Raw genomic sequence first — 25248 nt, forward strand, 5'->3', positions numbered from 1 at the left:
ATTACAATCAGGAGGACAACCATGGATCACTTGTTATACGGGGTCGCTTATTACGACGAGTATATGCCGTACGACCGTCTGGATGAAGATATCCGGATGATGCAGGAAGCGGGAATTAACACCGTGCGCATTGCGGAATCTACCTGGAGTACTCATGAACCCCAGAATGGCGTATTTAACTTCAGCTCGGTCAAAAGAGTGCTGGATGCCATGCATGCCGCCGGAATTCATGTCATCGTAGGCACGCCTACTTACGCGATTCCTGCATGGATGGTCAAGGAGCATCCGGATGTGCTGGCCGTTACGGCGAAGGGGGAAGGGAAATACGGGGCGCGGCAGATTATGGATATTACCCATCCGGTCTACCTCTTCTATGCAGAGCGGATGATCCGCAAGCTGATGGAGCAGGTGCATAAGCATCCTGCCGTAATCGGTTACCAGATTGATAATGAAACGAAGCATTATGAGACGGCCGGGCCGAATGTGCAGCTGAGGTTCGTTAAATATATGCGGGAAACCTATGGAACCCTTGAGGCGGTCAATCACAAGTTCGGCCTCGATTACTGGAGTAACCGGATCGACAGCTGGGAGGACTTCCCGTCCATGGTTGGCACAATCAACGGCAGCCTGGGCGCCGAGTTTGCCAAATTCCAGCGCGGGCTGGTGAATGAATTCCTGGCCTGGCAGCTCGGGATTGTGGGTGAATATAAGCAGCCGGGGCAGTTTACGACACATAATTTCGATTTTGAGTGGCGGGGGCATTCGTTTGGCGTACAGCCTTCGGTGGATCATTTTGCGGCGTCCCAGCCCTTCGACATTGCCGGTGTAGATATTTATCATCCGTCCCAGGATAATCTTACCGGTGCGGAAATTTCCTTCGGGGGAGATATTACCCGCTCGCTGAAGCAGAATAACTATTTCGTCCTGGAGACCCAGGCGCAGGCTTTCCCGGAATGGACGCCTTACCCCGGGCAGCTGCGGCTGCAGGCGTTCAGCCACTTAGGTTCCGGCGCGTCGATGGTTGCCTACTGGCACTGGCATTCGATCCATAATTCCTTCGAGACATACTGGAAAGGGCTGCTCAGCCACGATTTCCTGCCTAACCCGGTATATAAGGAAGCGCAGACGATCGGTGCGGACTTTAAGCGGTTGAGTCCTCAGCTGATTGGACTGAAGAAGACCAGCAAAGTGGCTGTAATGGTCAGCAACGAAGCATTGTCGGCCATTGAATGGTTCAAGCTGCCCGGCGGCGTCATTTACAATGATGTGGTCCGCTGGATGTACGACGAGCTCTACAAGATGAATATTGCCTGCGATTTCATCCAGCCTTCCAGCACCCGCTTGCACGACTACGAGCTGATTGTAGTTCCGGCCCTGTATGCCGTCTCTGACGAGGCGCTGCAGAACCTGAACGAGTATGTCCGCAGCGGCGGCCATGCCGTCTACTCCTTCAAGAGCGGATTTACCGATGAGCAGGTGAAGGTGCGGCATACCGCACAGCCGGGCGTAATTCATGAAGCCTGCGGAGTGACTTACAGTCATTTTGCTACGCCGAATGCGGCTGCCGGGCTTACCGGCAAGCTGTTCCCGGAAGGAACGGAGGCAGGTGTGCACACTGTCAAGACATGGATGGAAATGCTGGTTGCAGCGGATTCTGCCGAAGTACTGGCCAGCTACGATCATCCGCAGTGGGGTGAATATGCGGCGGTTACGCGGAATGCGTCCGGGAAGGGGACGGCTACCTATATCGGCTGTATGACGGAGCCGGCCGCGCTTGCGGTGATCCTGCAGGATGCCGTCAAGAATGCCGGATTATGGGGTGAGGACCAGCAGCTGGTATTCCCGCTCATCGTGAAGACCGGTGTGAACGGCCGGGGCAATACGATCCGTTACTACTATAACTATTCAGCGCAGCCTGTGACCTTTAAATACGGGTATGGAGCAGGGCAGGAGCTGTTGTCCGGGAGTCCGGTGGCGCCTGGTGAGGAGCTGGAGCTTGAGCCTTGGGGCTTAAGGATTATTAGTCAGGAGTAATGCTTTTATAGTAGAGAAAAAAGGATATAGTCCAGGGGCAATCCCTTGAGCTATATCCTTTTTGTGTATTGGAGCGTGCTGCTCTGCTATAGGCGGACTAGAGCGTGATTGTCTCCATTTGCATATGACCCATTGTTACAATTGCTTCATTGAAATGAAATTCATATACCTCAAACATCGGGCCTGCTTCCTTCAGCGTAAAAGCAAACGACGGGTTGTTCTTCGTGAAGCCTGCTTCCAGGTCATAGACGGAATGCTCGCTTTTCTTGACTGTAGCATCGGTTACCCGGACCAGCCGGCCGGTTGCCGCTTCGGGAAGCGTAGTGAAGGCTATTTTGTCATTCGCTGCGAATTCTGCTGTTTTGGGCGACTGCTTGAAGGTTGAGACATATACAATACCTTGATCAGCATCGTAGAAGTGGCTCATTACTCTGACATTCGGTTTATTATCCGCGGATGTTGCCAGTGCAAGATGCCCGCTGACCTCCATTATTTCTTTGAAGCCTTGTACATAATCCATATTTATTCTCCCTTATTCATGTATTGAACCACTGGTTAGCGGCTAAGTTGATAGTAGCATACGGAATTATGACAGCAGTATGTCATGGTTGTTGTGGTAGAATAAAAAAAGGTGATGGCCATGAAAATAGACCGTTTGATCTCCATAATTATGATTCTGCTGGAGCGCGACAAAGTCAGTGCATCGAAGCTTGCGGAGATGTTCGAGGTTACACCCCGGACGATATTCCGGGATATCGATTCGATTAACCAGGCGGGCATTCCGATTGTTACGTATCCAGGTGTGCGGGGCGGCATAGCGATTATGGAGCAATACAAGATTGAGAAAAGATTGTTTACCATCTCTGATATTACAGCCTTGTTAACGGGGCTAGGGAGCATTCATTCCACGTTGTCAGGGGAGGAAATTCTCAATGCGATGGCTAAAGTGAAAGGGCTGATCCCTGAGGAGCAGGTCCGGGAGATCGAGCAGAAATCGGGACAGATCGTAATTGATCATGCCCCGTGGCTGGGCAACAAGATTCTGCATTTGAAGCTGAGCGATATCAGGGCCGCAATGGATGATCACAGGCTGCTTGCGTTCAGCTACAGTGATCAGGCGGGCAGGCAGAGCAGCCGTGAGGTTGAACCTTACCGGCTTATAATGAAGGATTCCAACTGGTATCTGCAGGGATACTGCACTTCCAGGCAGGATTTCCGCATCTTCCGCTTATCCCGTATCACTGCCCTTGAGGTGCTGGAAGGGACGTTTTTGCCCCGGGAGTTTGACCCCGGTCCGCTGGCTCCTCCGGGACAGGAGATGATTACCCTCAAGCTGTTAATTGAGCCCCCGTTACGGGACCTGATGCTTGAGCTGGCCGGCGAAGAGAATGTGATTGCCTGCGGCGATAACCGGTTCACCGTCCACTTCCCGTTTGCCGAGAATGATTTCGGCTATAACATGCTGCTGCGGATGGGCGATCAATGCGAATGCCTGGAACCGCCGCATGTCCGGGCAGAACTGGTGCGGAGGATAAAGGGGCTGCTGGCCATATATGAAGGGGAAGACCCGGGATTATAAATTGTGCCATCCGGCAATTCCTGCTATACTTTGTGCAGGTTTATTTGGATAGGGGGTTACACGGATGGCTATGAAATGCTCATTCGCTAGGCAGTCCTCATGCAGAGCCTGATCCGGGGCGATACTTTGCGTGAGGTGCGGCAGGTTAGACTTGATCGCCCAAACTGATTTTATCGTTTCTAATAGGCAGGCTCTGCACCTTATGGATGTACCAATCATAATAAGGGGCTGAAGAGCTGTGAAACCAACATTTATTAGAAACCATCAATATAATCTGATTAAGAAACAATCTGACTTTGTGCTGAAAACACTGCGGTCGGTAGCGGACCGCCGGGTTCTGGAGACAGTAAGATACAGTGCCGAAGTGACGGTAACGGAGGCGTTTGCTGCTCTGACTGCGGAACAGAGGCAGCTGCTGAGCCCGATATCGGCTCTGGAGCGGGCCGAAGATTTCCAGCAGTATGTCAGCGGGATGGAGCCTTACCTGGAGCCGTTTCCGCCCATTACCCTCAAGCAGATTCAGAAGCTGTTTCCGAAGAATAAAAAGATGAAGCTGCCTGATTTGCAGTCCATCGATTTCCGGTATGTAACGTATCTGGCCTGGGTAGACATTGCCACGAGCAAGCTGTTCATCGTCTATCCGCATGAAGGGCAGTTCATCGGTGTAGAGGGCAGGATCATACCGACGCACAAGAAGGGCTATTGCCTGTTCTGCAACCGTCAGCAGGAGCTGGCCTTCCTGACCGTCAAGACGAAGCCGGAGCTTGCTGCGGCAGACAATTATGCTTCTGTGGGGCAATACGTATGTCTGGATAATCACGGCTGTAATCAGAGCATCACTAATATAAGCTCACTGGAGCGGTTCGTGCTCTCGGTGCAGAAGTAGCAGGGTACGGAAAGATAGAGTGTGACAAGCCCGAACGGAATCAATAAGTAAAGCGGCGGTTCTCCGGCTGGAGGCCCGCTGCTTTTTTTGTTGTAAATAAGAAGCATAAAAGAACCTGACTAAAAGCAAAAAGGAACGAAGGGGAAATTTGGAACTGCAGGAGCGATAGCGATCGCCTGAAAGCTTTCCGTAGGAAAGCTCGCTTCGGAAGCATATGCTAGTGTTTGGATTTCTACCGCAAACAGCGGGTATAATCAGGAAATCCAAATATAACAGCGGCCGGAAGTCCAAATGTTCACCGCAGTGACGTCTAAGCTTAACGTTCAAATCTTAAGCGCGTCTTATATAATAGGAAATTATGCAAATTGATAATTGGGGATCACGGTGAAAAGTGGCTTGAGCGGTGTGGAACGATTTTTACGCGAGTCAGGAGACCGGCAGCAGAAAAATAGATGGATAAAGTACACTTGCTGCAAGAGCGAAGGAAGCAAGGTCGAACAGCAAGTGGAAAAAGAGCACTTAATATTAGGGAAACAGGCCAAAGTAAGCGAAAGTGACGGAATTAAGATACGTTTGTCCACTTAAATGTCTCAAAAAACTAAAAATGGCGAATTTAAGATACGTTTATCCACTTATTTCCGTTTAAGAGAGGCCAAATTCAGCATTTTAACTAGCGGCTGCTTAACAGAAGAAATTTCACTTCTTCCGGCGTTACTGCTTGTTGGACACGGCTAACAATGAGGTATATTATCCATGAGGTTGCCTCGTTTCGGTTTGGTTAGGTCGTACTTACCACTACCCGGAAAGGCGGCCTTTTTCGTCTTTTTTTATGGGGAATCAACAGGCTTGTACTATTTGCAGGATTCTACTCTATGCAATAGCAAGATATATAATGTTTCTTGCAATTCTGGCAAGAAGCTTAATTGTTCCTGCCCCCGGAGAACTGTAAACTTTAATCAAGGCCTGAAACCAATCTAACCGGAATGGAGGTGGAATATTGAGCACCCCCTATAGATTATCAGCTGACAAGCTGACTGAGACCGGTCATATGCTGATCCGTGAGGTTGTTCCCAAATTCTATGCGCTGCGCTTTTATTATTGGAGACAGGAGCTGGGTTCTCCCGGCCTGCAGGGAGCATCCGTTCACCATCAATATATATGGGATATCCGCATGATGCCCGGTTTGTATAATATTTTTGCAGAGCTGCTGGGTAATCCCTGCCTGTGGGCGGATTTCTCGGATGCGCAGCCGGCAGGCCTGTCCGGTATTCTAGCTGTGAACAAGGCGCGGCTGGAGCTGTTAAACAGCGAGAGAATTCCTCTAACAATTGAAATGAATGCCGGAGATCTGCTGGTGCTTGATCCGCAGCGCCTGACAATCCTGCCGGAGGATGAACTGAACTGGCTCAACATTCAATTTATTCCGGCTGAGGAGGAGAATGGTGTAGAGATCATGCGGAGGCACAGAGCGTTCCTGCAGCATCAGAGCCGGCCTGTATATTTAAGCGGGCTGGGCCGCAGGCTGCTGGGAACGGACAAGTGGCAGACGCTCTGCTGAACAGAAAGGAGTGAGTGAGCATGTGGGTGATTGTAGGGATGCTGATCTGGCTGTTTCTATGCGGGACTATTCTGGCTGCCGCTTCTGCCTGTTTGGCGGTTCCGTTTCCGGCAGTGAAGCATGGAATGAACCGTCCCGATGCCAAAGACCCGTTTGCCTATTTATTTGAGGTATAGATCGTCAATGATTGCGAAGCAGAGCAATATATATCATCTTGATTATGGGATCAGGCAGCTGCCTGATCCTTACGGGCCGTACAGCCGTTTTTTTGCCGGGAAATCTGCGGACAGCCAGCCCGTCTTCTCTCCACTACTATGCCCCGGCCTGCTCCGCCTTCACCTCCGTTTGAACAGACTGCTTCTCTGCTGCGCTGCTGCTCATCAGCCCTCTTCGTCCAATGAACGTAACCGCCAGAATAGCGGAACCAGAGACCAGCAGGATAACAGAGCCCGGAATCCAGTCAAGCAGTACCCCATAGAGCAGCATGCCCAGCGGGGCAATAGAGCCGGCGATGCCTTCCACCAGTCCGAATACGCGGCCGCGGTATTCTTCTTCGATCGTCTGCTGCAAATACACCTGAATCGGAATATTAATGATCATAATGACGACACCGACAAGCAGAAGCAGCGGCAGGAAGAAGAAGAAGGTGAAGGTGGCGGTGAAATGCAGCAGCAGCGGAACTGCCATTGCAAGGAATAACAGCCCTAGCGCGCTTAATCCTCCAATGATAGGTTTTACAGGATCCTTGCTCTGACTGAGCAGGGTGAGGAGCAGGGACATTAGCAGCATTCCTCCTGCGATCATTGCTTCAAGTACACCATATTGCTTCGAAGTAAGCCCCATTGTCTGTACCGTTACGTATGGCAGCACGACATTCAGTGCAACGACAAAGAAATTAATCCAGAACACAATAATCAGCAGGGAACGGATTACGGGACGGCGGAGCACATAAGAGAAGCCTTCTTTCAGATTGGTTCGGACTTCTGCAGTCACACTGCTGAGGCGCTCCTTGAAGGGCGGGTTATCAGGAGCCTCTGCGGCTCCTGCGGATGCATCGCTCCTGGAGACCGGTTTGAATCTGAGCATACAGCCCATCACGGTTGAGACGGCGAATCCTGCAGCATTCAGCAGCATGAAGTCTTTAAGCGGAAGAAAGGCATAGAGCATGCCGGCGAGGATGGGAGCGAGCAGGTGGCCGACAGACCCGGCAATCTGATTTAATGAGCCGGCACGCTGGATGGAATCCGGGTCAACAAGCATCATCATGGAAGAGGAGACGGAGATGCTGTAGAAGGTAGAACAGACAGACAGGAGAATCAGTGAGATATAAAGCGGCAGCAGCGACATTCCCTGAGCGGAGACTGCGAGAAAGGAGAGCAGCATAATCAGGACACTGGCGGCATCGGAGCCGATCAGCAGCAGGCGGCGGTTGACCATATCAGCGACCACACCGGCAAAGGGCGACATCAGAACGCTGGGCAGCAAGCCGCAGAGCAGCGTAATTGCAAAGCTGCTTCCGGAGCCGGTGAGCTTAAGAATGTAGAGGCCGACCACAAAGGTATACATACTTGATCCTAGAACAGAAGCGAATTTGCTGCTGAAAAAAAGAATGATGTTGCGGTTAGATCCTGCCGAAACCGGCATTGTCTCAGACATAAAGAGCACTCCCTATCCCGAAGTTTAATTTAATTAAACTCAGTTTAGCTGTTGAGCAGTCTTTTGGCAAGGATAAGTTTAATTTTATTTAACTTTTCTGGGATATGGCTTTTGCTTGTTCGCTTCTTGAGCTATACTGTAAGAAAAAGAGATCGCAGAAAGTTGGCACAGCAGATGACTACCAGACTGACTATAGGTGAGAAGGTCAAGCAATTGCGCAAAGCCAAAGGCCTGACACAGACCGATCTGGCCGGAGAACAAATGACCAAGAGCATGCTTAGCCAAATCGAGAACGGCCGGGCCTTGCCTTCAATGAGCAGCCTGCAGTTTCTCGCCGGACGGCTGGGCGTTGATGCGGGATATTTCATGCAGGGCGAGCATGAAGCCGAGCTGGCTCCGCTTGTCCGCAAGATTGAGCAGCAATACAAGGCGAAGCAGTACAAGGAGATCGTCACAGCGGTACAGCCGCTGATGAAAGACAACCTGCCCATGACGGTGGATGCCGCGCGGCTGATGGAGTTCTATGTAGGCTCCTGTTACTATACAGCAGCTGCAGGCGGGAAAGAGGGAATAGAGCGGGCTGCTGAAATCTATGAGCGGTTCGGACTATATGTGGAGCGGGCCAAGGTCCAGTACCTGGCATATGCTTTAATGTTTGCAGAGAGCAAATACCAGGACAGCCTGGAGCTGATCCGCCGTGTGCGTACAGAATATGTGAGCAATAAGGTAGGGAATGATTTTCTGTTTGAGATCGATCTTCATTATGCGGAATGTGTTACACTCTCTGCACTCGGGGATTACTCCGGCTGCCGGGAGGTTGCCTTGGCAGCCCTTCAGCTTTCCCGCGGGGAAGGCGTGTATTATTTGACAGATCATCTGTACCGGATCCTCTCCCAGGTGGCTATGCTGCATCATGACTTAGAGCAGGCAGCTGATTATCTGAATAAGGCTGCGCAGTTTGCAGAGTTCACGGAAGCAGCTGATTCGCTCGAGCTGGTCCATCTGTCCAGAATCAGGCTGGCGCTTGCGCTGCAGAAGTATGAGGATGTGCTCGCTCTGGTGAAGCAATATCCGCAGGACAGCTCATTTATGCCTATCGTTTATTTGATGAACGGAATCGCTCTTTACCATTTGATGAGGCATGAAGAAGCGCTTGAAAGTCTCAACAAGGTGACCATGTTGGATCAGCTCTACCATCCGCTGGACCGTGTCAGCCTGCTGACAACCTATTCGTATAAAGCCAAAATATATATGCAGCAAGGCATGCGTGAGGAGGCACTCCAGCAATCCCGGTTTGCTTATCATGAAGCGAAGGATTTCCCGCCTTCGGAATATCTCGACCTGATCCAGCAGACTTACCATGAGCTGCACGGCTAGATCACTTATAGAGGGGTACCCGCAAGGGAATTTTCCGCTTATCTTTTCACATAAAGTCCGGTGGTGCACAAATGTATAATCTGATCATCATTATTCAAATATTAAGCTTCTTTTTTATTTATAAATCCATTTCGCAGTATTCCTTTACTTTTAAGGAAGTAGTGAGCTGGTTGGCAATATTTGTACTAATTGGATTTGTATCAGCCTATTTTATAGGAGTTTGGGGGGCAATAACACTATTTTTCTGTTTCCTGGGCATATCGTATTTTAAAAGTCATAAAACGCTGACTGCTTTGGGCTTTTTTTACGGAGCCTACGCCCTTGTTATAAACTCTTTTATCGGTTATCTCGCAGCTGATCCGATTACACGTTTGATTGAATTTGTCTTCAGACCCTTTTCCGCGGATGTTGATTATCTTCCGTATTTAGTTACAGCGATGGCGCCGCCCGTGATCAATGAAGCCGGCTTACGACTGGTACGGCGTTATGTGCCTCAGCTCAACAAAGTAACTCTGCAGGAATCAGGAAAATTCATTCTTTTCCCGGTGACTGTACTTTTCATCGTCATTATCATATCTGTATACCCGATCCTGACGATCGGCAATTCATCCGGAGAGTTTAAAGCTTTCCATAGAACTTTACTTATATCCATGTGGCTGCTATTTGTTGCCGCTTTGCTCTACATGCAGTTTCAATATAACCGTATCCAGAGAAGAGAGACTGCAAAGGCTAAAGGTGAACAATTGGAGCAGCTTAAGGACTATACGGCACAGCTTGAGAAAATTTATGATGATTTTAGAGGTTTCCGCCATGACTATGCCAACATCCTGTTGACGCTGGAGGAAGGAATATACCGGGAGGATTGGCAGCAAGTCAAACAAGTGTATGAGCAGACGGTTAAGCCGACGGGACTGCTATTACGCAAGAATGAATACAGCTTCGTCAAGCTGCGGAATTTGCATGTATCAGAGGTGAAAAGTATTCTGGCTGCCAAAATAATGATGGCCCAGCAAATGCAAACGGATGTGACATTGGAAATTGAAGAGCCTATCTATTTAATTCACATGGAATTGGTACCTTTTATCCGGATCTTATCGATTCTGTTGGATAATGCAATTGAAGCAGCAGCTATGACTGAGGAAGCCAGGATTTGGATAGTCCTACTGGAGGACTCTGCCGTTCAGCGAATCAAGATTACCAACAGCAGCGGAGAACAGCTTAGTTTACGGCGGCTGGGGGAGCGTGGGTATTCGTCAAAGGGAAAGGGGCGCGGCTTGGGGTTATTTAACGTACAACAAATACTTCAGGAGAATAACTTCGCGTCACTGGAAACCGAAGCTAAATCCGCTTTGTTCTCTCAGACACTTATTTTAAGAAAGACTGGAGAACGGCAATGAACATATACATATTAGAGGATAACCTGATCCAGCGGCAACACTTGGAGCGTATGATTAAAGAATTGGTGCTGAGGCATCAGCTCCGTAATATAAATGTATTTTCAACGGCCAGACCTGAACTCTTATTATCACAAATAGAGAGGGCGGCCGACCATCAATTGTATTTTCTTGATCTGGAGATCGGACGTGAGGCGCAGAAAGGGCTGGCTGTAGCTAAAGAGATAAGGGAGAAGGATCCCTTCGGCACAATTGTACTTGTGACCACGCATTCTGAGTTAGCTCCTGTAACGTTTGAATACCGTGTGGCTGCATTAGATTTTATAGAGAAGGATTTAGGTGAACAAGAATTTATTCGAAAAGTGGAAGAGTGCCTCCTGATTGCCGATTCTCGCCGGACACTTCCTGTAAGTCCTGATAACTTTTCCTTTGAGAATAAATACACCAGCTTTCAAATTCCTTTTTCCGATATTCTTTACTTTGAAACTATGGAAATTGCCCATAAAATACGACTGATTACTAAATCCAAAGTGCTTGACTTTTATGCTGAGTTAAACGAAATTGCAGGCTGTGATGAGCGCTTGTTCCGTTGCCACCGGGCATTTGTAGTTAATCTGGCTAATATCCGCTTGGTTGATAAAAAGAACAAACTAGTCCTGTTCGATCAGGATGAGCGCTGCTCTGTTTCAAGAAGGCTGCAAAAGGAAACCATCGAAAGAATGGAAGCTTATAAAAATTCTTTTTCATAAAGGTAAAGTTAAAGTGCCGTCAGCTGTTTCTTAATAGCTTCCGGCGCTTCTTTTTGTTTACGAAGGATACCGTTTATGAAGATTAAGGTGCAGTTAGTGATATCACTCTCTCCTGATAAGGGAATTAGCCTTATGGTTATCTACGCAGACACAAGGCAGAACTTCTCTCATCCAAGAAAAGGAGCGGAAATCATGGAGACAATGATTCAGATTAATCAACTATCTAAATTTTATAAGAAGGAAGAAGTCATCGCAAATGTAACCATGCAGATTAAAAAAGGTGAGATTTATGGCTTTCTGGGACCGAATGGTGCAGGGAAAACAACGATTATGAAAATGATAATGAATTTAGTGAAGCCCACATCAGGCGAGATTATTGTAATGAATCAAAGAGTGTTAGAAACTTCCTTTCAATACTTGCAGCATATAGGCAGCATTATTGAGAATCCTGTTTTTTATGACCGTATAACAGCTGCCGAGAACTTAAAGTATCACTGTGAGTACGCCTTGTATGAGGGGAGGGAGCGTATTCCAGAGGTGCTGGAGACGGTAGGTTTAACCGGAACGGGAAACAAAAAAGTACATGAATTTTCCCTTGGGATGAAGCAGCGCCTGGGAATTGCCAGGGCCATTCTTACCAGACCGGAAATTCTGATCTTGGATGAGCCGATTAATGGACTCGACCCAGTGGGAATTAAGGATATCCGTACACTCCTGTTGAAGCTGAAAAACAGCCATGGTATGACCATACTGATATCCAGTCATATTATTTCAGAGATTGAATCTATTGCAGATACGGTAGGAATCATTAATCATGGGCGGCTGATTAAACAAGTTACAATGAGTGAAATCAGAAGAGAAAGCAATTTGGAAGAATACTTCCTGAAACTCATCAATGGAGGCAATGAACATGTTCAGATTAATGAAAATTGAATGGCAGAGAAATAATCTGACAGGATACTGCATAAGAGCAGTAGTTTGTATGATTGTAATTTTTGGGATGGTTGCCGGAATGGCTGTATTATCCAATGCTCAGGGGGAACCTATGTTTTCAGATTTTACGGCATACATGTCACTGGCCAACATCTTTATTCGCGTTACCTTTGCCGTCTTCTCCGGTATCATTCTTTCCAGATTAATCATTGAAGAATATCGGAACAAAACGATTCAATTATTATTCTCCTATCCGCTGCAACGCAAAAAAGTAATTCAATCAAAGCTATTCATCGTTCTTGGTTTCTGCTTCACAAATATAGTGGTCTCCACCTTCTTCATTGAAGTATTAACGGTGTTACTAAATCCTACCTTTCATTTTTTTGAACTAACGGCATCCAAGGAGGATGTGACCGCTACTTTTCCGTCACTCCTGATTACTGCAGTAATGACTGCTGGCTTAAGTCTGATTCCCTTGTCTTTTGGGATGCGCAAACAATCTACTGCAACTACGATTACTAGTTCAGTAATAATAGGGATATTGTTAAATGCAACAGTTTCTGACGGAAGCGGGAGCGTATCTGTGTTTCAATTCATTGGTGTCCCTATCCTTTTCTGCTTGTTAGGACTGGCCGTAGCTTATCTCTCGTATCATAAAATTGACAGTAAGGATGTTGCCTGATCATGAAACGGAATAAATGGGTTTGGATATCAATGGTGGTTGTTCTGGCGGGAATTCTTGTTATTACATTACTGAATGAATCTAAAGATTTTAATCTGACAGGGGACATCCCGGCATCAGAAATTCAGAGTATTGAAATTAATAATGATTCATGGAATGTAGTAGTGAAGGAGTCAATGGACAATGAAATTCATTTAGACATTGAAGGGAATCAGACGGATAAGAAAAAAGCCCCTGTGGCAGTGACACGTAAATCTAACAGCCTGGTGATTCAACAAGTAAAGCAAATTGGCGGGGCCCTCTCCGCGTTTACCTTTCATCAAGCCGGAACAATTACAGTTTTTATCCCCCAAAACACTGTCGGACAAGTCAGAATGATAAATAATATAGGTGATATTGAGATCCAGACGCTGGCGACCCATAGTCTGGTTATTGAGAATAAAGCCGGCAATATGAAGCTTAATCAAGTCACAGCAGACTCGGGGGATTACAATCTGGCAGAAGGGGATCTGAACATTAAAGACAGCTCATTTGAACGAATTGACGTAATTGCCAAAGGGAATGACCTGTATTTCAAAAATGTAACCAGCTCTGTGATGAATCTGTATTCTAAGAGTGGCGAAATCATACTGGGCGGAGTGGTGGAACAAGGTGAAACGCGAGTAGAAACAAAATCCGGAGAAATTCAGGTGAATTATCAAACAGCACCAGCCAGCTTGAAGGTAGCCGTGGAAAATACTAAAGGGGACATGGAGGTTCACTTGCCAAATCTCCTGGCAGCGGAGAAGACTGACCAAAATGTTTCTGGAACTATTGGTGCAGGAGAGAATTCCCTATTTGTCAAAAGCTATTCGGGAAGTATTGGGATAAAGTAAGCGGTTGGCCTGCCCGTGAACTATAGGTTGAACTCTAAATCTTTAGATAAAGGGAGAAAGTACTAAAGAAACTAACGAAAAGCAAAAAGGAGCGGAGGGGAAATTTGGAACTGTAGGAGCGATAGCGCCCGCCTTTGTTCCCGGATTTCCACCGCGGACAGCGGTCAAAATCAAGAAATCTGGGAACAACAGCGGCCGGAAGTCCAAATGTTCACCGCAGCAACGAATAAGCTTTAAGCCCGGTTCTTAAGTACTTTCCCTTACCCTAACCATTTAAGCTCCACCAATAATGAACCCTTATTTGCTGCTCCACAAAGCCACACGGTCCTGCACATATTTGGTGTAGCCTGCCTCCATCTTCTTCACGCCGGCTTTCTCGAGATCGGCCATGTAATCATCCCAGATTTTATCGAATTCAGCCGGTTTGGCCAAGATCGCCTGAGGAATGCGCTTCCAGGTGATATCCTTCATTTTGTTGCCGAGAATCGTGACTTCATCTTCACCCGGGATGGCAATGTTCCAGGCGGCGCCGTAGGCTTTTTCCTTGAACTCTTCTTCCTTCGGGAACAGATCCTTCCAGGTTGTGGCATTGTAAGCAGCAAGTGTTTCCTTCTCCACATCGCTGTAGCCCAGCACCAGCTGCTCAGGGAAGTTCTTGGTGTAGTAGTTGCCGGAAGCATCCTGTGCCCCGTCACCGTAGTGGACCATCATATTCCAGTAGAAGCCAATGCCGGTTTCCTTCGTGAAGGCGGTGTTGTCGTTGTTAATGCGGTCCTGAACCTCCGCTGGAACTACGCGTTTGCCGTTCTCCACGACATAATGCTTGCCTTCAATGCCCCAGTTGTTCAGAATCTGGCCTTCATCGGAAGCCAGGTAATCCAGGAACTTAATGGTCCGTACCGGATCAGGGTTGGTGGTGGAGATGGAGATCCCGTAGCCGCCCATGAAGCCGGTTGGCCAGAAGCTGGTTTCTTTGTATTCACTGGTTAATGTTACCGGATAATGGCCGTAAGTCTGATCGAACTTGCCCGCAGTCTTCAAAGCCTGCTGGGCATCATTATAATCCCAGTCCTGGTCAATCAGGCCGAGCACGCGGCCGGTAGCCACCTTGGCTTTGTACTGGTCATACTTCTGTACGAAGCTTTCTTTGTCGAGCAGGCCGATATCGTTCATATGGTTCAGCCAGCGGAAATATTCCTTCTCCTCCGGACGGCGGAAGTGATAGATGGCCTCATGGGTTTCCTGATCGACGAAGTATTCCCCGTCATCGGAGCCGCCGGTAGTGGCAACGGCCGGGTTGGTTACGGAGATGTACATATGCCAGTCATCCGCGTTCAAGGAGACACCGATGTTCTTGTTGCCGTTCTCATCGGTCGGATGTTTTTCCAGATAGGCCTTGATTACATTCTCATAATCCTGTACCGTCTTGATCTCCGGATAACCCGCTTCCTTCAGCACCCGGTGCTGCAGCTCGAAGCCGCCGCCGGCGACGAATTTCTTCTCATTCACGGCCGCCCAGGTTGGGATGGCATAAATGGACTGGTCTTCATTCGTGTATTTGGCCCGGGCCAGATTATCGCCCAGCACGCGCTTGATGTTAGGGGCGTACTTGTCGATCAGCTCGGTCAGGTCCATCACAGCGCCGGCATCGACCAGCTTGCCGATATCACCCTTGGCGGAGATGATGTCCGGATATTCCCCGCCCGCAGCAATCAGGGCGATCTTCTGCTGCGGATCACCGACAGCGAATTCTGCATCGAGGGTGACACCTGTTTTTTGCGTAATGACAGTACTCACTTCATCCTTCATATTGTTCCAGTTCGGATTGGGGTCTTCGGCGAAGAAGGATAGAGTAAGCGGGCTTAAATCCTCGGCTTCGGCAGTAGCTTCGGCAGTTGCCTCGGCTGTGGCAGCGGCAGTGCCGCTATTAGTAGCCTTAGTACCGCCGTTGTTATCCGCAGAATTCTTGCTGTTATCTCCGCCGCAGCCTGCCAGCACGGTGAGCAGCAAGGTTACAACCATGAGCAGTACATACGGTTTCGCTGTCTTTCTTGACATGTTAAGAAACCCTCCCTTTGTCTGGTGAGAACATATTGTATACACAGGCTTTAGCCTGAAGATACCGGAAATACATTAGCTTTTGACCGAGCCCAGCGTCATGCCCTTAACGAAATAGCGCTGCAGGAACGGATAGACGATCAGAATAGGTACGGTGACGACAATCGTAATCGCCATTTTGACTGATTCAGGCGAGATCTGGGCCATGACCTCCACCATATTCCGGCCGCGGAAATTATCGGCATTGGTCGTGGTGCTCTGGATCACCTTCATCAGCTCAAACTGCAGTGTCGTAAGTGCGTCATTCGAGCCGTTGTAGAGATAGGTATCAATCCACGCGTTCCACTGGCCGACAGCCAGGAACAGGGCGATGGTGGCCAGCGCAGGCTTGGTCAGCGGCAGAATGACCCGCCAGTAGATGGTGAAGTCATTAGCCCCGTCGAGCTTGGCGGATTCCTGCAGGGCATAAGGCAGGCCGTCGATGAAGGAGCGGATGACGAACACGTTGAAGGCGCTGACCAGACCGGGCAGGACATAGACGCCGAAGGTGCCCATCATATGCAGGTCCTTGATCAGAATGTAGAACGGGATCAGCCCGCCCGAGACATACATCGTCAGCGCCAGGAAGGTAGAGACGAATTTACGGGCCTGAAAGTCCACACGGCTCAGTGTAAAAGCAAGCATCGAGGCACTGACAAGGCCAAGCAGAGTCCCGATGAGGGTGCGCAGGACAGAGATTTTGAACCCGGTAATCAGTCCCGAGAAGGCGAAGATCGTCTCATAATTCTTGAAGGTGAACACCCGCGGGTAGACGGTGATTCCGCCCTTGATGCTGTCCGTGGAGTCATTGAAGGAGATCGCCAGTACGTTCAGGAACGGATAGAGGGTGGCGACGGTCACGACCGTAATCGCGAGATAGACGACCAAATCGAAGATGCGGTCCGACCAAGAGGCAGCGGCGAATTTTTTCAGCATAGGGGCCTCCTAAATGATGCTTTCTTTCGTTATTTTTTTGAAGATACCGTTTGCGGTAAACAGCAGGATCACGCTGACTATGGAGTTGAAAATATTAATCGCTGTACCGAAGGAAAACCGTCCCATGCCAAGCCCGTAATTCAGTGAATATAAATCAAGCGTCTGGGAGTAGTCGCGGACCAGATTGTTGCCGAGCAGGAACTGCTTCTCAAACCCGATGCTGATGAGGTGGCCTATAGAAATGATCAGCAGAATGACAATCGTCGCCCTGATTCCCGGCAGTGTAATATGCTTGACCTGCTGGAGCCGGCTGGCCCCGTCCACCCTGGCGGCTTCATACAGCTCCGGTCCGATGCCCGAGATGGCAGCCAGATAAATAATCGTGTTCCAGCCCGTTTCCTTCCAGACATCCGAAGCGGTGACAATCCCCCAGAACAGGTTGCCCTTGGCCATGAACTGAACCGGTTCACTGATAATATGGAGACTCAGCAGCAGATCGTTTACCGCGCCGTTGTCGGTGGAGAGCATTTTGGTAATAATCCCGGCGGCCACGACCCAGGACACAAAGTGCGGCAGATAAGAGACCGTCTGGACGAAGCGCTTCAGTACCTGCAGTCTCACCTCGTTCAGGAGGATGGCGAAGATAATGGGAATGACGAATCCGGCCAGGAGGCCCATAATACTCATTGCCAGGGTGTTGCGCAGGGCGTTGAAGAACTGTTCATCCTGGAAAAGCTCCCTGAAATACTGCAGCCCGACCCACTTTTGCTCGAAAAAGGCTTTGCCCGGCTTATATTTCTGGAAGGCCATGGTCCATCCCCACAGCGGCAGATAACTGAAGACAAACGCCCAGATGACAAAAGGGACCGCCATCATGTAGAGGAATTTCTGCTGCCGGAACTTTTTCCAAAAGCGTGAGGGCGGGTTCTTCGGCTCCGGCTTCACAGGGGTAGTAATCGCTTTCATTTAAGTCCCTCCTTCGATATGCTTTTATCATAATCTCCAGGCATTCATGGAAACACCGGAAGATTATCGTTAAAAAACAGGGGGAAATCAGCTATTTTCGTAAGCGTTTTCTGAAAAATCATCATTCTGCGCTGAATCTTTTCTGCGGTAGACAGAGGGGGAGATGCCTTCGATTTTTTTGAACTTTTCACGGAAATAATCGACATCGCTGAAGCCGACCTCGCTTGCCGCCTGATGGATTTTGCAGCCCTGGTCCAGCAGCTCCTTGGCCTTTTCTATGCGGACCTTGTCCAGATAGCTGTTGAAGGAGCTGCCTGTGCTGCTCTTGAACAGCTTGCCGAGGTAGGGGCTGCTGTAAGCGAATACATCCGCCAATGTCTCCAGCTTCAGGTTCTCGGCATAACGGCGGTGGATCAGGTCCAGCATCCGTTTCATCAGTACCTCCAGCTCATCCCGGACAATGCCTCCGGCATATTGTTCTAACAGCTCTATGATGTAACGCTGCAGCCGGGGGAGGGAGGTATGCCTGTAGATATGCTGGATTTGCCCGTCCATCCAGCCCTGTGCCCCGCCAAGCTCCTTATACTGCAGCCCCAGCTTGTTGGAAAGAGCGGTAAGAGTACGCACGTAATATGACTTTACGGCCATCTCGGACATTCCGGCGGCGGTCATAATATCCCCGGCCTCATGAATCAGCGAAGGGATCACCTGGTGGTTGCCGGTGTCGAGGGCGAAATACAGCCGGCCCGGCACCGGCGCCAGACTGCGCTCCGCTTCAAGCGGCCGGGCCGGCTGTCCGGTTCTCAGCTTCAGCGAATCCGGTCCGATCATGCCCGGCTCGTCGTAGAAGAAATGATCCTTCATCCGGGCCAGCGCCGAATGATGGGAGAGGGATAACCCGTTCAGGCTGTCCACCATATCCCCTGCGGTGATGATGCAGTCCAGCCCTTCGGCCTCTGCCGCTTCCCGGATGCTCTGGACCATCAGCTTGCGCACCAGCTCCTTCTGGTAGGAGGGCTGCAGCAGAACGCCAAGATAAGAATCCAGCGAGAAGACCACTCCCCAGCTGTTGCTGTCGAAGCCGGCCGTCAGCCTTGCCTTGACGGCAGTAGAAGGGCCGTTGTCCGCATGGTTCTGCAGCAGCAGCCGGATCAGGACCACCTGATAGGAGTCCCAGAGCAGCCCGGACTCCGCTGCTGAATGCATCAGCGCAGGTGCAGGCTGCAGGCTGCTCTCCATCAGCAGGGACTGGACCAGCATCTCCCGGCTCCAGACCTTGACGGCCGCATTCTGCTTGCGGTGTGCCTGCTGCTCATCGAGCTCCCTGGACAGATTCATCAAGTACAGCTGCATCTCGTCTTCATCCACCGGCTTGAGCAGGTAGCTGTCGATGCCGAAGGACATCGCGCGTTTGGCATAGCTGAAGTCGGCGTAGCCGCTCAGGATAATGATATGGAGCTCCGGATTGTCCTCGCGCAGCTCGCGGATTAACTCCAGCCCGTCTCTGCCAGGCATGCGGATATCGACGATCAGCAGGTCGGGAGTGTACAGGTCATACTTGTGCCTGGCTTCCACAGCATTGGCTGCTGTATCCGCTACCCGGAAGCCGAGGCTCTCCCAGTCCAGCAGGGTGATCAGCCCTTCGCGGATCGCCTGCTCGTCATCAACGATCAATACACTATACATAAGAATCACTCCTTAACGGGATGGCGAAGCTGATCTGTGTTCCGAAGCCGCTCTGGCTGGTTAGGGTTAGCCCGCATTCGGGTCCATATGTCAGCTGGAGCCGCAGATGAATATTGCGCATGCCGATATTATTGGTCTCATAATCTTCCTTGCTCTCCAGCATCCGGCGGATTTCTTCCATCCGTGCCGGTGACATGCCGCTTCCGTTGTCAGCCACTTGTATCTTAAGCAGGTTCTGCTCAATCCGGATGTCCACCATGACCATGCCCCCGTCCGTCACATTCTCCAGCCCGTGAATGATGCAGTTCTCCACCAGCGGCTGGATAATCAGCGGCGGAATGCGGACCTGATTCGCCAGCGGGTCCACGTACAGCTCATAGGATAGCCGGTCGTTATAGCGGAATTTCTGGATGACCAGATAGCAGTTTACGGTCTCCAGCTCACTTTGCAGCGGAATCATTCCGCTGCCGACCTCCAGGTTTTTGCGCATCATTTTCCCGAGCAGTCTTACGACCTGCGAGATATCGGTCTGGCCCCGGGAATGGGCCTTCATCCGGATGGACTCCAGCGCATTGAACAGGAAATGCGGATTGATCTGGCTGGCCATCATCTTAAATTTGATCTCATTCTGCTTCAGCAGGGTAGCATTCTTCTGGCGGTTCGATTCCTGGACCTCACTCATCAGCTCGTTAATGTTCCGTACCATATGATTGAATTGCCTGGCCAGCTGGCCGATTTCATCCTTGCCGTCGATAACCAGCCGTGCCTCCAGATTGCCGGAGGCGACCTTGGAGATATGCTTGCTGAGATGCAGCATCCGCCCGGTGAGCAGCCGGGAGAAATAATAGATCAGCAGAATGGCCATCACCAGGGCGGAGAGAATGACCGTCAGCGCCATCGTAATAATCCGGTTGGTCTCGCCTACAATGCTCTCCACAGTGAAGATGGAGATGATGCGCAGGCTGTTCAGGCTGCCTCCCGGATGCCAGTCGTCAATCAGCATCTTGGACGGCTTGCCGTCAATCATCACATCGGCCAGCCCTTGTCCGGCAAGGGTGGACTGCGGCTTCAGGCTGATATCCTCCAGCGTCTTGCCCAGTGTATCCGCGCGGTTCGAGGCAACGATATGATCGTTCTCGTCTACGATGATCGTCTCGAAGGTCTCCTGGTTCAGAATGGCATTCAGCTTATTCGTATTGACGTTCACGATCAGCACACCGGTTGTCCGCTGCTTGAGGAAGTCTACCTTGCGGATCAGGCTGAGATAGTATTTGCCGTTGCGGCTGTCCGGAATGTAATTCCAGCAGACCATCCCCTTCTGGGCAAGTGCCGCCTGATACCAGCGCTCATGTGTAACCGCAGCGTCAGCCTGGAGGAATTCCCAGTTGTTCAGAATCGTCGGATTGTCGATGTACAGGCGGATGCTGGAGATCTCCGAATACAGGCGGACGAATTCCCGGAAGTCCGGATAGTCCCAGTATGCCTGCACCACATCATAGACGGAGACATAGCGGTGGTTGGCCGCTTCCTCCAGCCGGCTGTCGTTAGACAACCGGTAGGCGATGTCCAGCGGAACATTCAGCATCTCGCCGGTCCGTTTCTTGACCCGGTCGACATTGGCCGTAATCTGCTCCAGCGCATTGCCGAGTGCCATGCTCCGCAGCTCGCTGGTCAGGAACACCCCTACAATGAGCACGGGAATCAGGGCGACAATACCAAACGATAGGAAGAGCTTGGTCCTGAGCTTCAGATTGTTCATCAAAGTGATCATACGGGTATACACAAATACAATCTCCTCCGTCAGCCCTCAAAAGTGGTAACGCTTACATAAAAGTATATCGTGATTTGCACAGCCAATATATGTAATTCGTTTAGTTTTTATTGTCTTCTGTTATGGAATTGCAAGGTTTGAGGATGACGGTGACCGGAGCGGATAAACATTGCAGGCGGCTGTCGTTTCGGGTGAAGCAGGTTGAAATGATTAAAAATAAGGTTGAAATTCAAGATTTTTTTTCGCCGGAGAGCATGTATTATTGTAGATGAATTACTATAAATTTGAAATTAAAGAAACGGGAGCATGAGATGGCCTGGGGAGGAGGACGCGTCCGCGGATAGAGAGATTCATAGAAGTATTCCAGTGAAGTGGATAAGAGACATACTGTACATTCCGCTTTTCAAGGAGGAATTGCAATGCCGGGAAGAATGAAATCACCATTCGCGAAAAGGACGCTGTTAAGCGCCGTTTTCACCACAGCAGCCTTAGGATTATTATGGTTTGCCCAGCCCGCCTTTGCTTATGATCTGTCGAACAGCAATTTCCAGGTCAGTACCGGTACCAATGGAGATATTACCAGCCTGAAGCTGACCGGAGATAACTTTCCCACCAACTATGTCATGAATGCAACCAATGCCCCGAATCAGAATACGGCAGACCACCAGTGGCTGGGCGAGCTGATGTTCACTTACCGGCTGAACAACGGCGCCTGGACCAAAGCCTTAACCAATAAGTCCGCCGACGGCCGTACGCAGAACCAGTCCGGCAATACCGTCAACATCGTCTACCAGAATTCTGCGAATGCTGAGGGTATCCGCAATTTCAGAGTGAACGAAAGCTATTCTCTTGTAAGCGATTACTTACTCTGGCAGATTCAAGTGACCAACACCAGTGCACAGACGCTGGAGATTGGTGACTTCGGCCTGCCGCTGCCTTTTAACGAATTCTGGACCGGCGGAAGCAACGAACAAATCTATGAGACCCGGGTAGTTACCCAGTCCTTCATCGGCAATAACAGCTCTTATGTAACTGCCCAGCGTCCCAGCGGCATTGGCCCGTCCCTTCTACTCATACCGGATGCAACTACCGGCGCAGGCTTCGAGTATATGGATAACTGGCGTATCCAGGATCATGCGGGCAGCAAATGGGCGGGAGATCAGGGCGGCTGGATCGAAGGCCTCTCAGTCTATTACATTCACTCGAATGTGATTAAGAGCACCGGACGCGGCTATCTGCCCAGCAGCAGCCTGACCCTGGCGCCGGGAGCAAGCAAGACCTATGCCTTCAAATTCTTCAAATCAGCCAGTGAGCAGGCAACTAAGGACCGGCTGTACTCCGAAGGTCTGATCGATACTACGGTAGTGCCGAGTATGGTAGTGCCGACGAATCAGACGGCCAAATTCGATCTGCGCACCTCTAAGACAATTACTTCTGTCACTGCGCAATATCCGTCGGAAACGACATTAGCTTCCCTGGGCACCACATCGGGAGACCACAAGCTCTACTCCCTGCAGATGAATCACCTCGGTCCCAATAACATCACAGTCAATTACGGCAGCGGAGAACAGACAACCCTACAGTTCTATGCCATTGAGCCGGTAGATACGGCGCTCCAGCGTCATGCCACCTTCATGGTGAACAATCAGCAGTGGAATGTGCCGGGAGATATCCGCGACAAGGCGTTCGATGACTGGATGATGCAGACCAATACGAAGCGCAACAATTTTGCCGGGTATTGGGGCTGGGGGGATGACTGGGGATATACGCATGCCCAGTTCCTCGCCGAGAAAAATGTCCAGAAGCCGGTAACCTCAGAAATTACCGCACTCGACCAGTATCTGGAGACCACCATCTGGACGAACCTGATGGCCGGTCATCACACCGATTATCTGGTGCCTGACTTCCTGATGGCCCCGCCGAACACTACACCAACCTACCGCGGGTATGCCTATCCGCATATCTATAACACCTATTTCAGCATGTACAAAATTTCCAAGCTATACCCTGGCCTGATCACCTATACTCAGCCAAGCAACACCTATCTGCTGCGGGCCTACAATATTATGAAAGCTCTCTACGACGGTCCTGTAGCCTACAACTGGAATACCGGGCTGATGGGGGAAGTGACCACACCGGAGATTATCAAAGCGCTGCAGGCTGAAGGCTATACCTCCCAGGCTAATGATATCATTGCGAAAATGAACACCAAATACAATAACTTTGCCGGCACGACCTATCCATACGGCTCCGAATACAACTATGACAATACCGGTGAGGAAGCCGTGTATATGCTGGCGAAGATGAATAACAACAACAGCATTAAGAGCAAGATCAATACGAAGACCCGTGCCGTGCGCGGTAAAATGCCGGTATGGTACTTCTACTCCGATCCGGTAACCATCAACGGGGAGCCATGGTGGCAATTCCAGTACACCGCTTCGCTTGCCGGAACGGCAATGGATGACTGGGTGCGTAACCAGTCTGCGACTCCGGAAGTGGAGCAGCGGTTAACCTATGCCGCCAAGCTTGCTAATCTGACGGCCATTAACTCCGGCCAGATCAGTTCGGACCCTGCGGATATTGGAGCGGTATCCTGGACGTATCAGGCGATGAAGGGCAATAACGGGGCCCTGGGTCTTGACGGCGGCCCGCTGTTTAACGGCTGGCGCGGCATGTCCGGCGAAGCGGATCTCGGGCTGTTCGGCGCGATCAAGCTGCTGAGCTCCGATGTGGCGGTTGATCCGATCTTCGGCCTGTACGGCTATGGCTGCGAGGTCACAGAGAGCGGCGGGAACTACATCGTTACACCTAAGGACGGCGTTAACCAGCGGCTGAATCTGATTACAGAGAAATGGGGCATGAGTCTGGAGCGGGACAGCTACACCCTGGCGACAGTAGCCAAGGCGAAGGATAGTGCCAGCTTCACGCTCAGCAGTGCAACTCCGGGTACAGCGCATGTAACCAAGGTGGCCTTTACCGGATTTGCTCCCGGGACCTATAACGTAACTGTGAACAATGTGGCCTCCGGCAGCTTCACTGCGGCCAGCGGCCAGACCGCAACCGTGAGCCTGAATATCGGAACCGCAGCTTCCTATGAGGTGAAGATCCAGCAGGGAACCGTGACTCCGGTTTCCTCCATTGTAGTTAACTACAAGATGAACCAGTCCTCCGGCACGGCGGTTACGGATTCTTCCTCCGCCGGGAACCATGCGGCATTGACCGGAACAGCCACTTGGATTGCCGGCCGCACGGGCGCTGGCAATGCGCTGAATCTGAGCGGAACCAGCGCCTATGCAACACTGCCGGCCGGGGTGGTCAGCCAGCTGAATGACTTTACGATCTCAGCCTGGGTCAAGATTACGGCCAATAGCGACTGGGCGCGAATCTTCGATTTCGGCACAGGTACAACGGCTAATATGTTCCTGGCGCCGCAGATCGGAGGCGGGGGGATGCGTTTTGCTATTACAACCGGCGGCAACAGTGCGGAGCAGCAGCTTACGGCCTCCTCGCCGCTGGCAACCGGAGCATGGAAGCATGTCGTCGTGACCTTATCCGGTACGACCGGCCGGCTCTACCTCGATGGCGTCCAGGTTGCCGTGAATACGGGCATGACGCTGACGCCTTCCAGCCTGGGCAATACCACCCAGAACTATATCGGCAAATCGCAATACAATGATCCGAATCTGAATGGTGCTGTCGATGACTTCATTATCTTTAACCGTGCACTCAGTGCTGCCGAGGTTACCGCACTCTTCGGAGGGACGGTGCCGGCGCTCTCGGCCTCCTTTTCCCTGGAGGAGCTGAATGCCCTGGAGCCGGATGCTGAGCTTACAATTCCGCCGCTTGAAGAAACGGAAGGGCAGCAGCCGGATAGCGGAGCAGCCCCGCAGCCGGATAGCAGCTCTCCGGGGACGGAGCAACCGGATTCTCCTCCAGCTCCTGAGGCTCCGGAAACACCTGAACCGCCTTTAAGCTGATCCTCCGGGAGTGTGTTAAGTTCGAAATGTATAGAGCCGAGGGGAAGAACCTGTAACAGGGTTCTTCCTTTTTTTATGAGAGCGTAGCT

At 50.5% G+C, this 25248-nt stretch carries 19 protein-coding genes; 12 read left to right on the forward strand and 7 right to left on the reverse strand.

Going from position 1 to position 25248, the window contains the following annotated elements; all coding sequences use genetic code 11:
* Positions 1-21 precede the first annotated feature (21 nt).
* Positions 22-2034, forward strand: coding sequence for a beta-galactosidase (locus LOS79_RS02490; protein WP_315416036.1), 2013 nt, complete (start codon positions 22-24; stop codon positions 2032-2034).
* A gap of 97 nt (positions 2035-2131) precedes the next feature.
* On the opposite strand, the gene LOS79_RS02495 is transcribed toward LOS79_RS02490, so the two are convergent.
* Positions 2132-2554, reverse strand: a complete 423-nt coding sequence (locus LOS79_RS02495; protein ID WP_315416037.1) for a pyridoxamine 5'-phosphate oxidase family protein — start codon at positions 2552-2554, stop codon at positions 2132-2134.
* Between the two features lie 120 nt (positions 2555-2674).
* Between LOS79_RS02495 and LOS79_RS02500 the strand changes: the two genes are divergently transcribed.
* The 4 genes from LOS79_RS02500 to LOS79_RS02515 all read left to right on the forward strand — a co-directional run bounded on the left by LOS79_RS02500 (position 2675) and on the right by LOS79_RS02515 (position 6233).
* Positions 2675-3613: a helix-turn-helix transcriptional regulator gene (locus LOS79_RS02500; protein WP_315416038.1), complete on the forward strand. Its 939-nt coding sequence runs from the start codon at positions 2675-2677 to the stop codon at positions 3611-3613.
* Positions 3614-3851: 238 nt separating this feature from the next.
* Positions 3852-4499, forward strand: a complete 648-nt coding sequence (locus LOS79_RS02505; RefSeq protein ID WP_315416039.1) for a FusB/FusC family EF-G-binding protein — start codon at positions 3852-3854, stop codon at positions 4497-4499.
* A 997-nt stretch (positions 4500-5496) separates the two neighbouring features.
* Positions 5497-6057, forward strand: coding sequence for a hypothetical protein (locus LOS79_RS02510; protein ID WP_315416040.1), 561 nt, complete (start codon positions 5497-5499; stop codon positions 6055-6057).
* Between the two features lie 20 nt (positions 6058-6077).
* On the forward strand, positions 6078-6233 hold the full coding sequence (locus tag LOS79_RS02515) for a hypothetical protein (RefSeq protein WP_315416041.1): 156 nt from the start codon (positions 6078-6080) through the stop codon (positions 6231-6233).
* A gap of 136 nt (positions 6234-6369) precedes the next feature.
* Here LOS79_RS02515 and LOS79_RS02520 read toward each other — a convergent pair whose 3' ends face one another.
* Positions 6370-7713, reverse strand: a complete 1344-nt coding sequence (locus LOS79_RS02520; protein ID WP_315416042.1) for an MFS transporter — start codon at positions 7711-7713, stop codon at positions 6370-6372.
* Between the two features lie 174 nt (positions 7714-7887).
* Here LOS79_RS02520 and LOS79_RS02525 point away from each other — a divergent pair, with 174 nt between their 5' ends.
* The 6 genes from LOS79_RS02525 (at position 7888) to LOS79_RS02550 (ending at position 13723) form a co-directional block, all read left to right on the forward strand.
* Positions 7888-9090 carry a helix-turn-helix domain-containing protein gene (locus LOS79_RS02525; RefSeq protein WP_315416043.1) on the forward strand — a complete coding sequence of 401 codons (1203 nt, stop codon included), beginning with the start codon at positions 7888-7890 and terminating at the stop codon, positions 9088-9090.
* 71 nt (positions 9091-9161) lie between these two features.
* Complete coding sequence (locus tag LOS79_RS02530; RefSeq protein WP_315416044.1) at positions 9162-10487, forward strand: sensor histidine kinase; 1326 nt, start codon at positions 9162-9164, stop codon at positions 10485-10487.
* Positions 10484-11233 (forward strand): response regulator transcription factor, encoded by a 750-nt coding sequence (locus LOS79_RS02535; RefSeq protein ID WP_315416045.1) that lies wholly within the window; start codon positions 10484-10486, stop codon positions 11231-11233. Before LOS79_RS02530 ends, LOS79_RS02535 begins: the two co-directional genes overlap by 4 nt.
* Before the next feature lie 192 nt (positions 11234-11425).
* Positions 11426-12166 carry an ABC transporter ATP-binding protein gene (locus LOS79_RS02540; protein WP_315416046.1) on the forward strand — a complete coding sequence of 247 codons (741 nt, stop codon included), beginning with the start codon at positions 11426-11428 and terminating at the stop codon, positions 12164-12166.
* A complete protein-coding gene (locus LOS79_RS02545) occupies positions 12144-12848 on the forward strand; it encodes an ABC transporter permease (protein ID WP_315416048.1) in 705 nt (234 codons plus the stop codon). Before LOS79_RS02540 ends, LOS79_RS02545 begins: the two co-directional genes overlap by 23 nt.
* A gap of 2 nt (positions 12849-12850) precedes the next feature.
* Entirely contained in the window at positions 12851-13723 is an 873-nt protein-coding gene (locus LOS79_RS02550) for a DUF4097 family beta strand repeat-containing protein (protein WP_315416050.1), read from the forward strand.
* A 297-nt stretch (positions 13724-14020) separates the two neighbouring features.
* Here the strand turns inward: LOS79_RS02550 and LOS79_RS02555 are convergent, their stop codons facing one another.
* The 5 genes from LOS79_RS02555 to LOS79_RS02575 all read right to left on the reverse strand — a co-directional run bounded on the left by LOS79_RS02555 (position 14021) and on the right by LOS79_RS02575 (position 21179).
* Complete coding sequence (locus tag LOS79_RS02555) at positions 14021-15781, reverse strand: ABC transporter substrate-binding protein (RefSeq protein ID WP_315416052.1); 1761 nt, start codon at positions 15779-15781, stop codon at positions 14021-14023.
* 75 nt (positions 15782-15856) lie between these two features.
* Positions 15857-16756 (reverse strand): carbohydrate ABC transporter permease, encoded by a 900-nt coding sequence (locus tag LOS79_RS02560; protein ID WP_315416054.1) that lies wholly within the window; start codon positions 16754-16756, stop codon positions 15857-15859.
* 9 nt (positions 16757-16765) lie between these two features.
* Positions 16766-17722: an ABC transporter permease gene (locus LOS79_RS02565; protein WP_315416055.1), complete on the reverse strand. Its 957-nt coding sequence runs from the start codon at positions 17720-17722 to the stop codon at positions 16766-16768.
* Between the two features lie 87 nt (positions 17723-17809).
* Positions 17810-19408 (reverse strand): response regulator transcription factor, encoded by a 1599-nt coding sequence (locus LOS79_RS02570; RefSeq protein WP_315416057.1) that lies wholly within the window; start codon positions 19406-19408, stop codon positions 17810-17812.
* The gene (locus tag LOS79_RS02575; RefSeq protein ID WP_315416058.1) at positions 19401-21179 is read right to left on the reverse strand and encodes a sensor histidine kinase; all 1779 of its coding nucleotides are present in this window, start codon (positions 21177-21179) and stop codon (positions 19401-19403) included. Before LOS79_RS02575 ends, LOS79_RS02570 begins: the two co-directional genes overlap by 8 nt.
* Positions 21180-21598: 419 nt before the next feature.
* On the opposite strand from LOS79_RS02575, the gene LOS79_RS02580 reads away from it, so the two are divergent.
* Entirely contained in the window at positions 21599-25159 is a 3561-nt protein-coding gene (locus LOS79_RS02580; RefSeq protein WP_315416060.1) for a DUF5695 domain-containing protein, read from the forward strand.
* Positions 25160-25248 lie beyond the last annotated feature (89 nt).

It is taken from the genome of Paenibacillus sp. MMS20-IR301, assembly GCF_032302195.1.
In the GTDB taxonomy this organism is placed as follows: domain Bacteria; phylum Bacillota; class Bacilli; order Paenibacillales; family Paenibacillaceae; genus Paenibacillus_AQ.

What these genes read in the sequence shown, in the direction of transcription:
- LOS79_RS02530 (WP_315416044.1), top strand. Translation starts at nt 9,162, where the DNA reads ATGTATAATCTGATCATCATTATTCAAATATTAAGCTTCTTTTTTATT.
- LOS79_RS02500 (WP_315416038.1), top strand. Translation starts at nt 2,675, where the DNA reads ATGAAAATAGACCGTTTGATCTCCATAATTATGATTCTGCTGGAGCGC.
- LOS79_RS02560 (WP_315416054.1), bottom strand. Translation starts at nt 16,756, where the DNA reads ATGCTGAAAAAATTCGCCGCTGCCTCTTGGTCGGACCGCATCTTCGAT.
- LOS79_RS02495 (WP_315416037.1), bottom strand. Translation starts at nt 2,554, where the DNA reads ATGGATTATGTACAAGGCTTCAAAGAAATAATGGAGGTCAGCGGGCAT.
- LOS79_RS02565 (WP_315416055.1), bottom strand. Translation starts at nt 17,722, where the DNA reads ATGAAAGCGATTACTACCCCTGTGAAGCCGGAGCCGAAGAACCCGCCC.
- LOS79_RS02520 (WP_315416042.1), bottom strand. Translation starts at nt 7,713, where the DNA reads ATGTCTGAGACAATGCCGGTTTCGGCAGGATCTAACCGCAACATCATT.
- LOS79_RS02570 (WP_315416057.1), bottom strand. Translation starts at nt 19,408, where the DNA reads ATGTATAGTGTATTGATCGTTGATGACGAGCAGGCGATCCGCGAAGGG.
- LOS79_RS02490 (WP_315416036.1), top strand. Translation starts at nt 22, where the DNA reads ATGGATCACTTGTTATACGGGGTCGCTTATTACGACGAGTATATGCCG.
- LOS79_RS02545 (WP_315416048.1), top strand. Translation starts at nt 12,144, where the DNA reads ATGTTCAGATTAATGAAAATTGAATGGCAGAGAAATAATCTGACAGGA.
- LOS79_RS02525 (WP_315416043.1), top strand. Translation starts at nt 7,888, where the DNA reads ATGACTACCAGACTGACTATAGGTGAGAAGGTCAAGCAATTGCGCAAA.
- LOS79_RS02580 (WP_315416060.1), top strand. Translation starts at nt 21,599, where the DNA reads ATGCCGGGAAGAATGAAATCACCATTCGCGAAAAGGACGCTGTTAAGC.
- LOS79_RS02515 (WP_315416041.1), top strand. Translation starts at nt 6,078, where the DNA reads ATGTGGGTGATTGTAGGGATGCTGATCTGGCTGTTTCTATGCGGGACT.
- LOS79_RS02555 (WP_315416052.1), bottom strand. Translation starts at nt 15,781, where the DNA reads ATGTCAAGAAAGACAGCGAAACCGTATGTACTGCTCATGGTTGTAACC.
- LOS79_RS02535 (WP_315416045.1), top strand. Translation starts at nt 10,484, where the DNA reads ATGAACATATACATATTAGAGGATAACCTGATCCAGCGGCAACACTTG.
- LOS79_RS02540 (WP_315416046.1), top strand. Translation starts at nt 11,426, where the DNA reads ATGGAGACAATGATTCAGATTAATCAACTATCTAAATTTTATAAGAAG.
- LOS79_RS02550 (WP_315416050.1), top strand. Translation starts at nt 12,851, where the DNA reads ATGAAACGGAATAAATGGGTTTGGATATCAATGGTGGTTGTTCTGGCG.
- LOS79_RS02575 (WP_315416058.1), bottom strand. Translation starts at nt 21,179, where the DNA reads ATGATCACTTTGATGAACAATCTGAAGCTCAGGACCAAGCTCTTCCTA.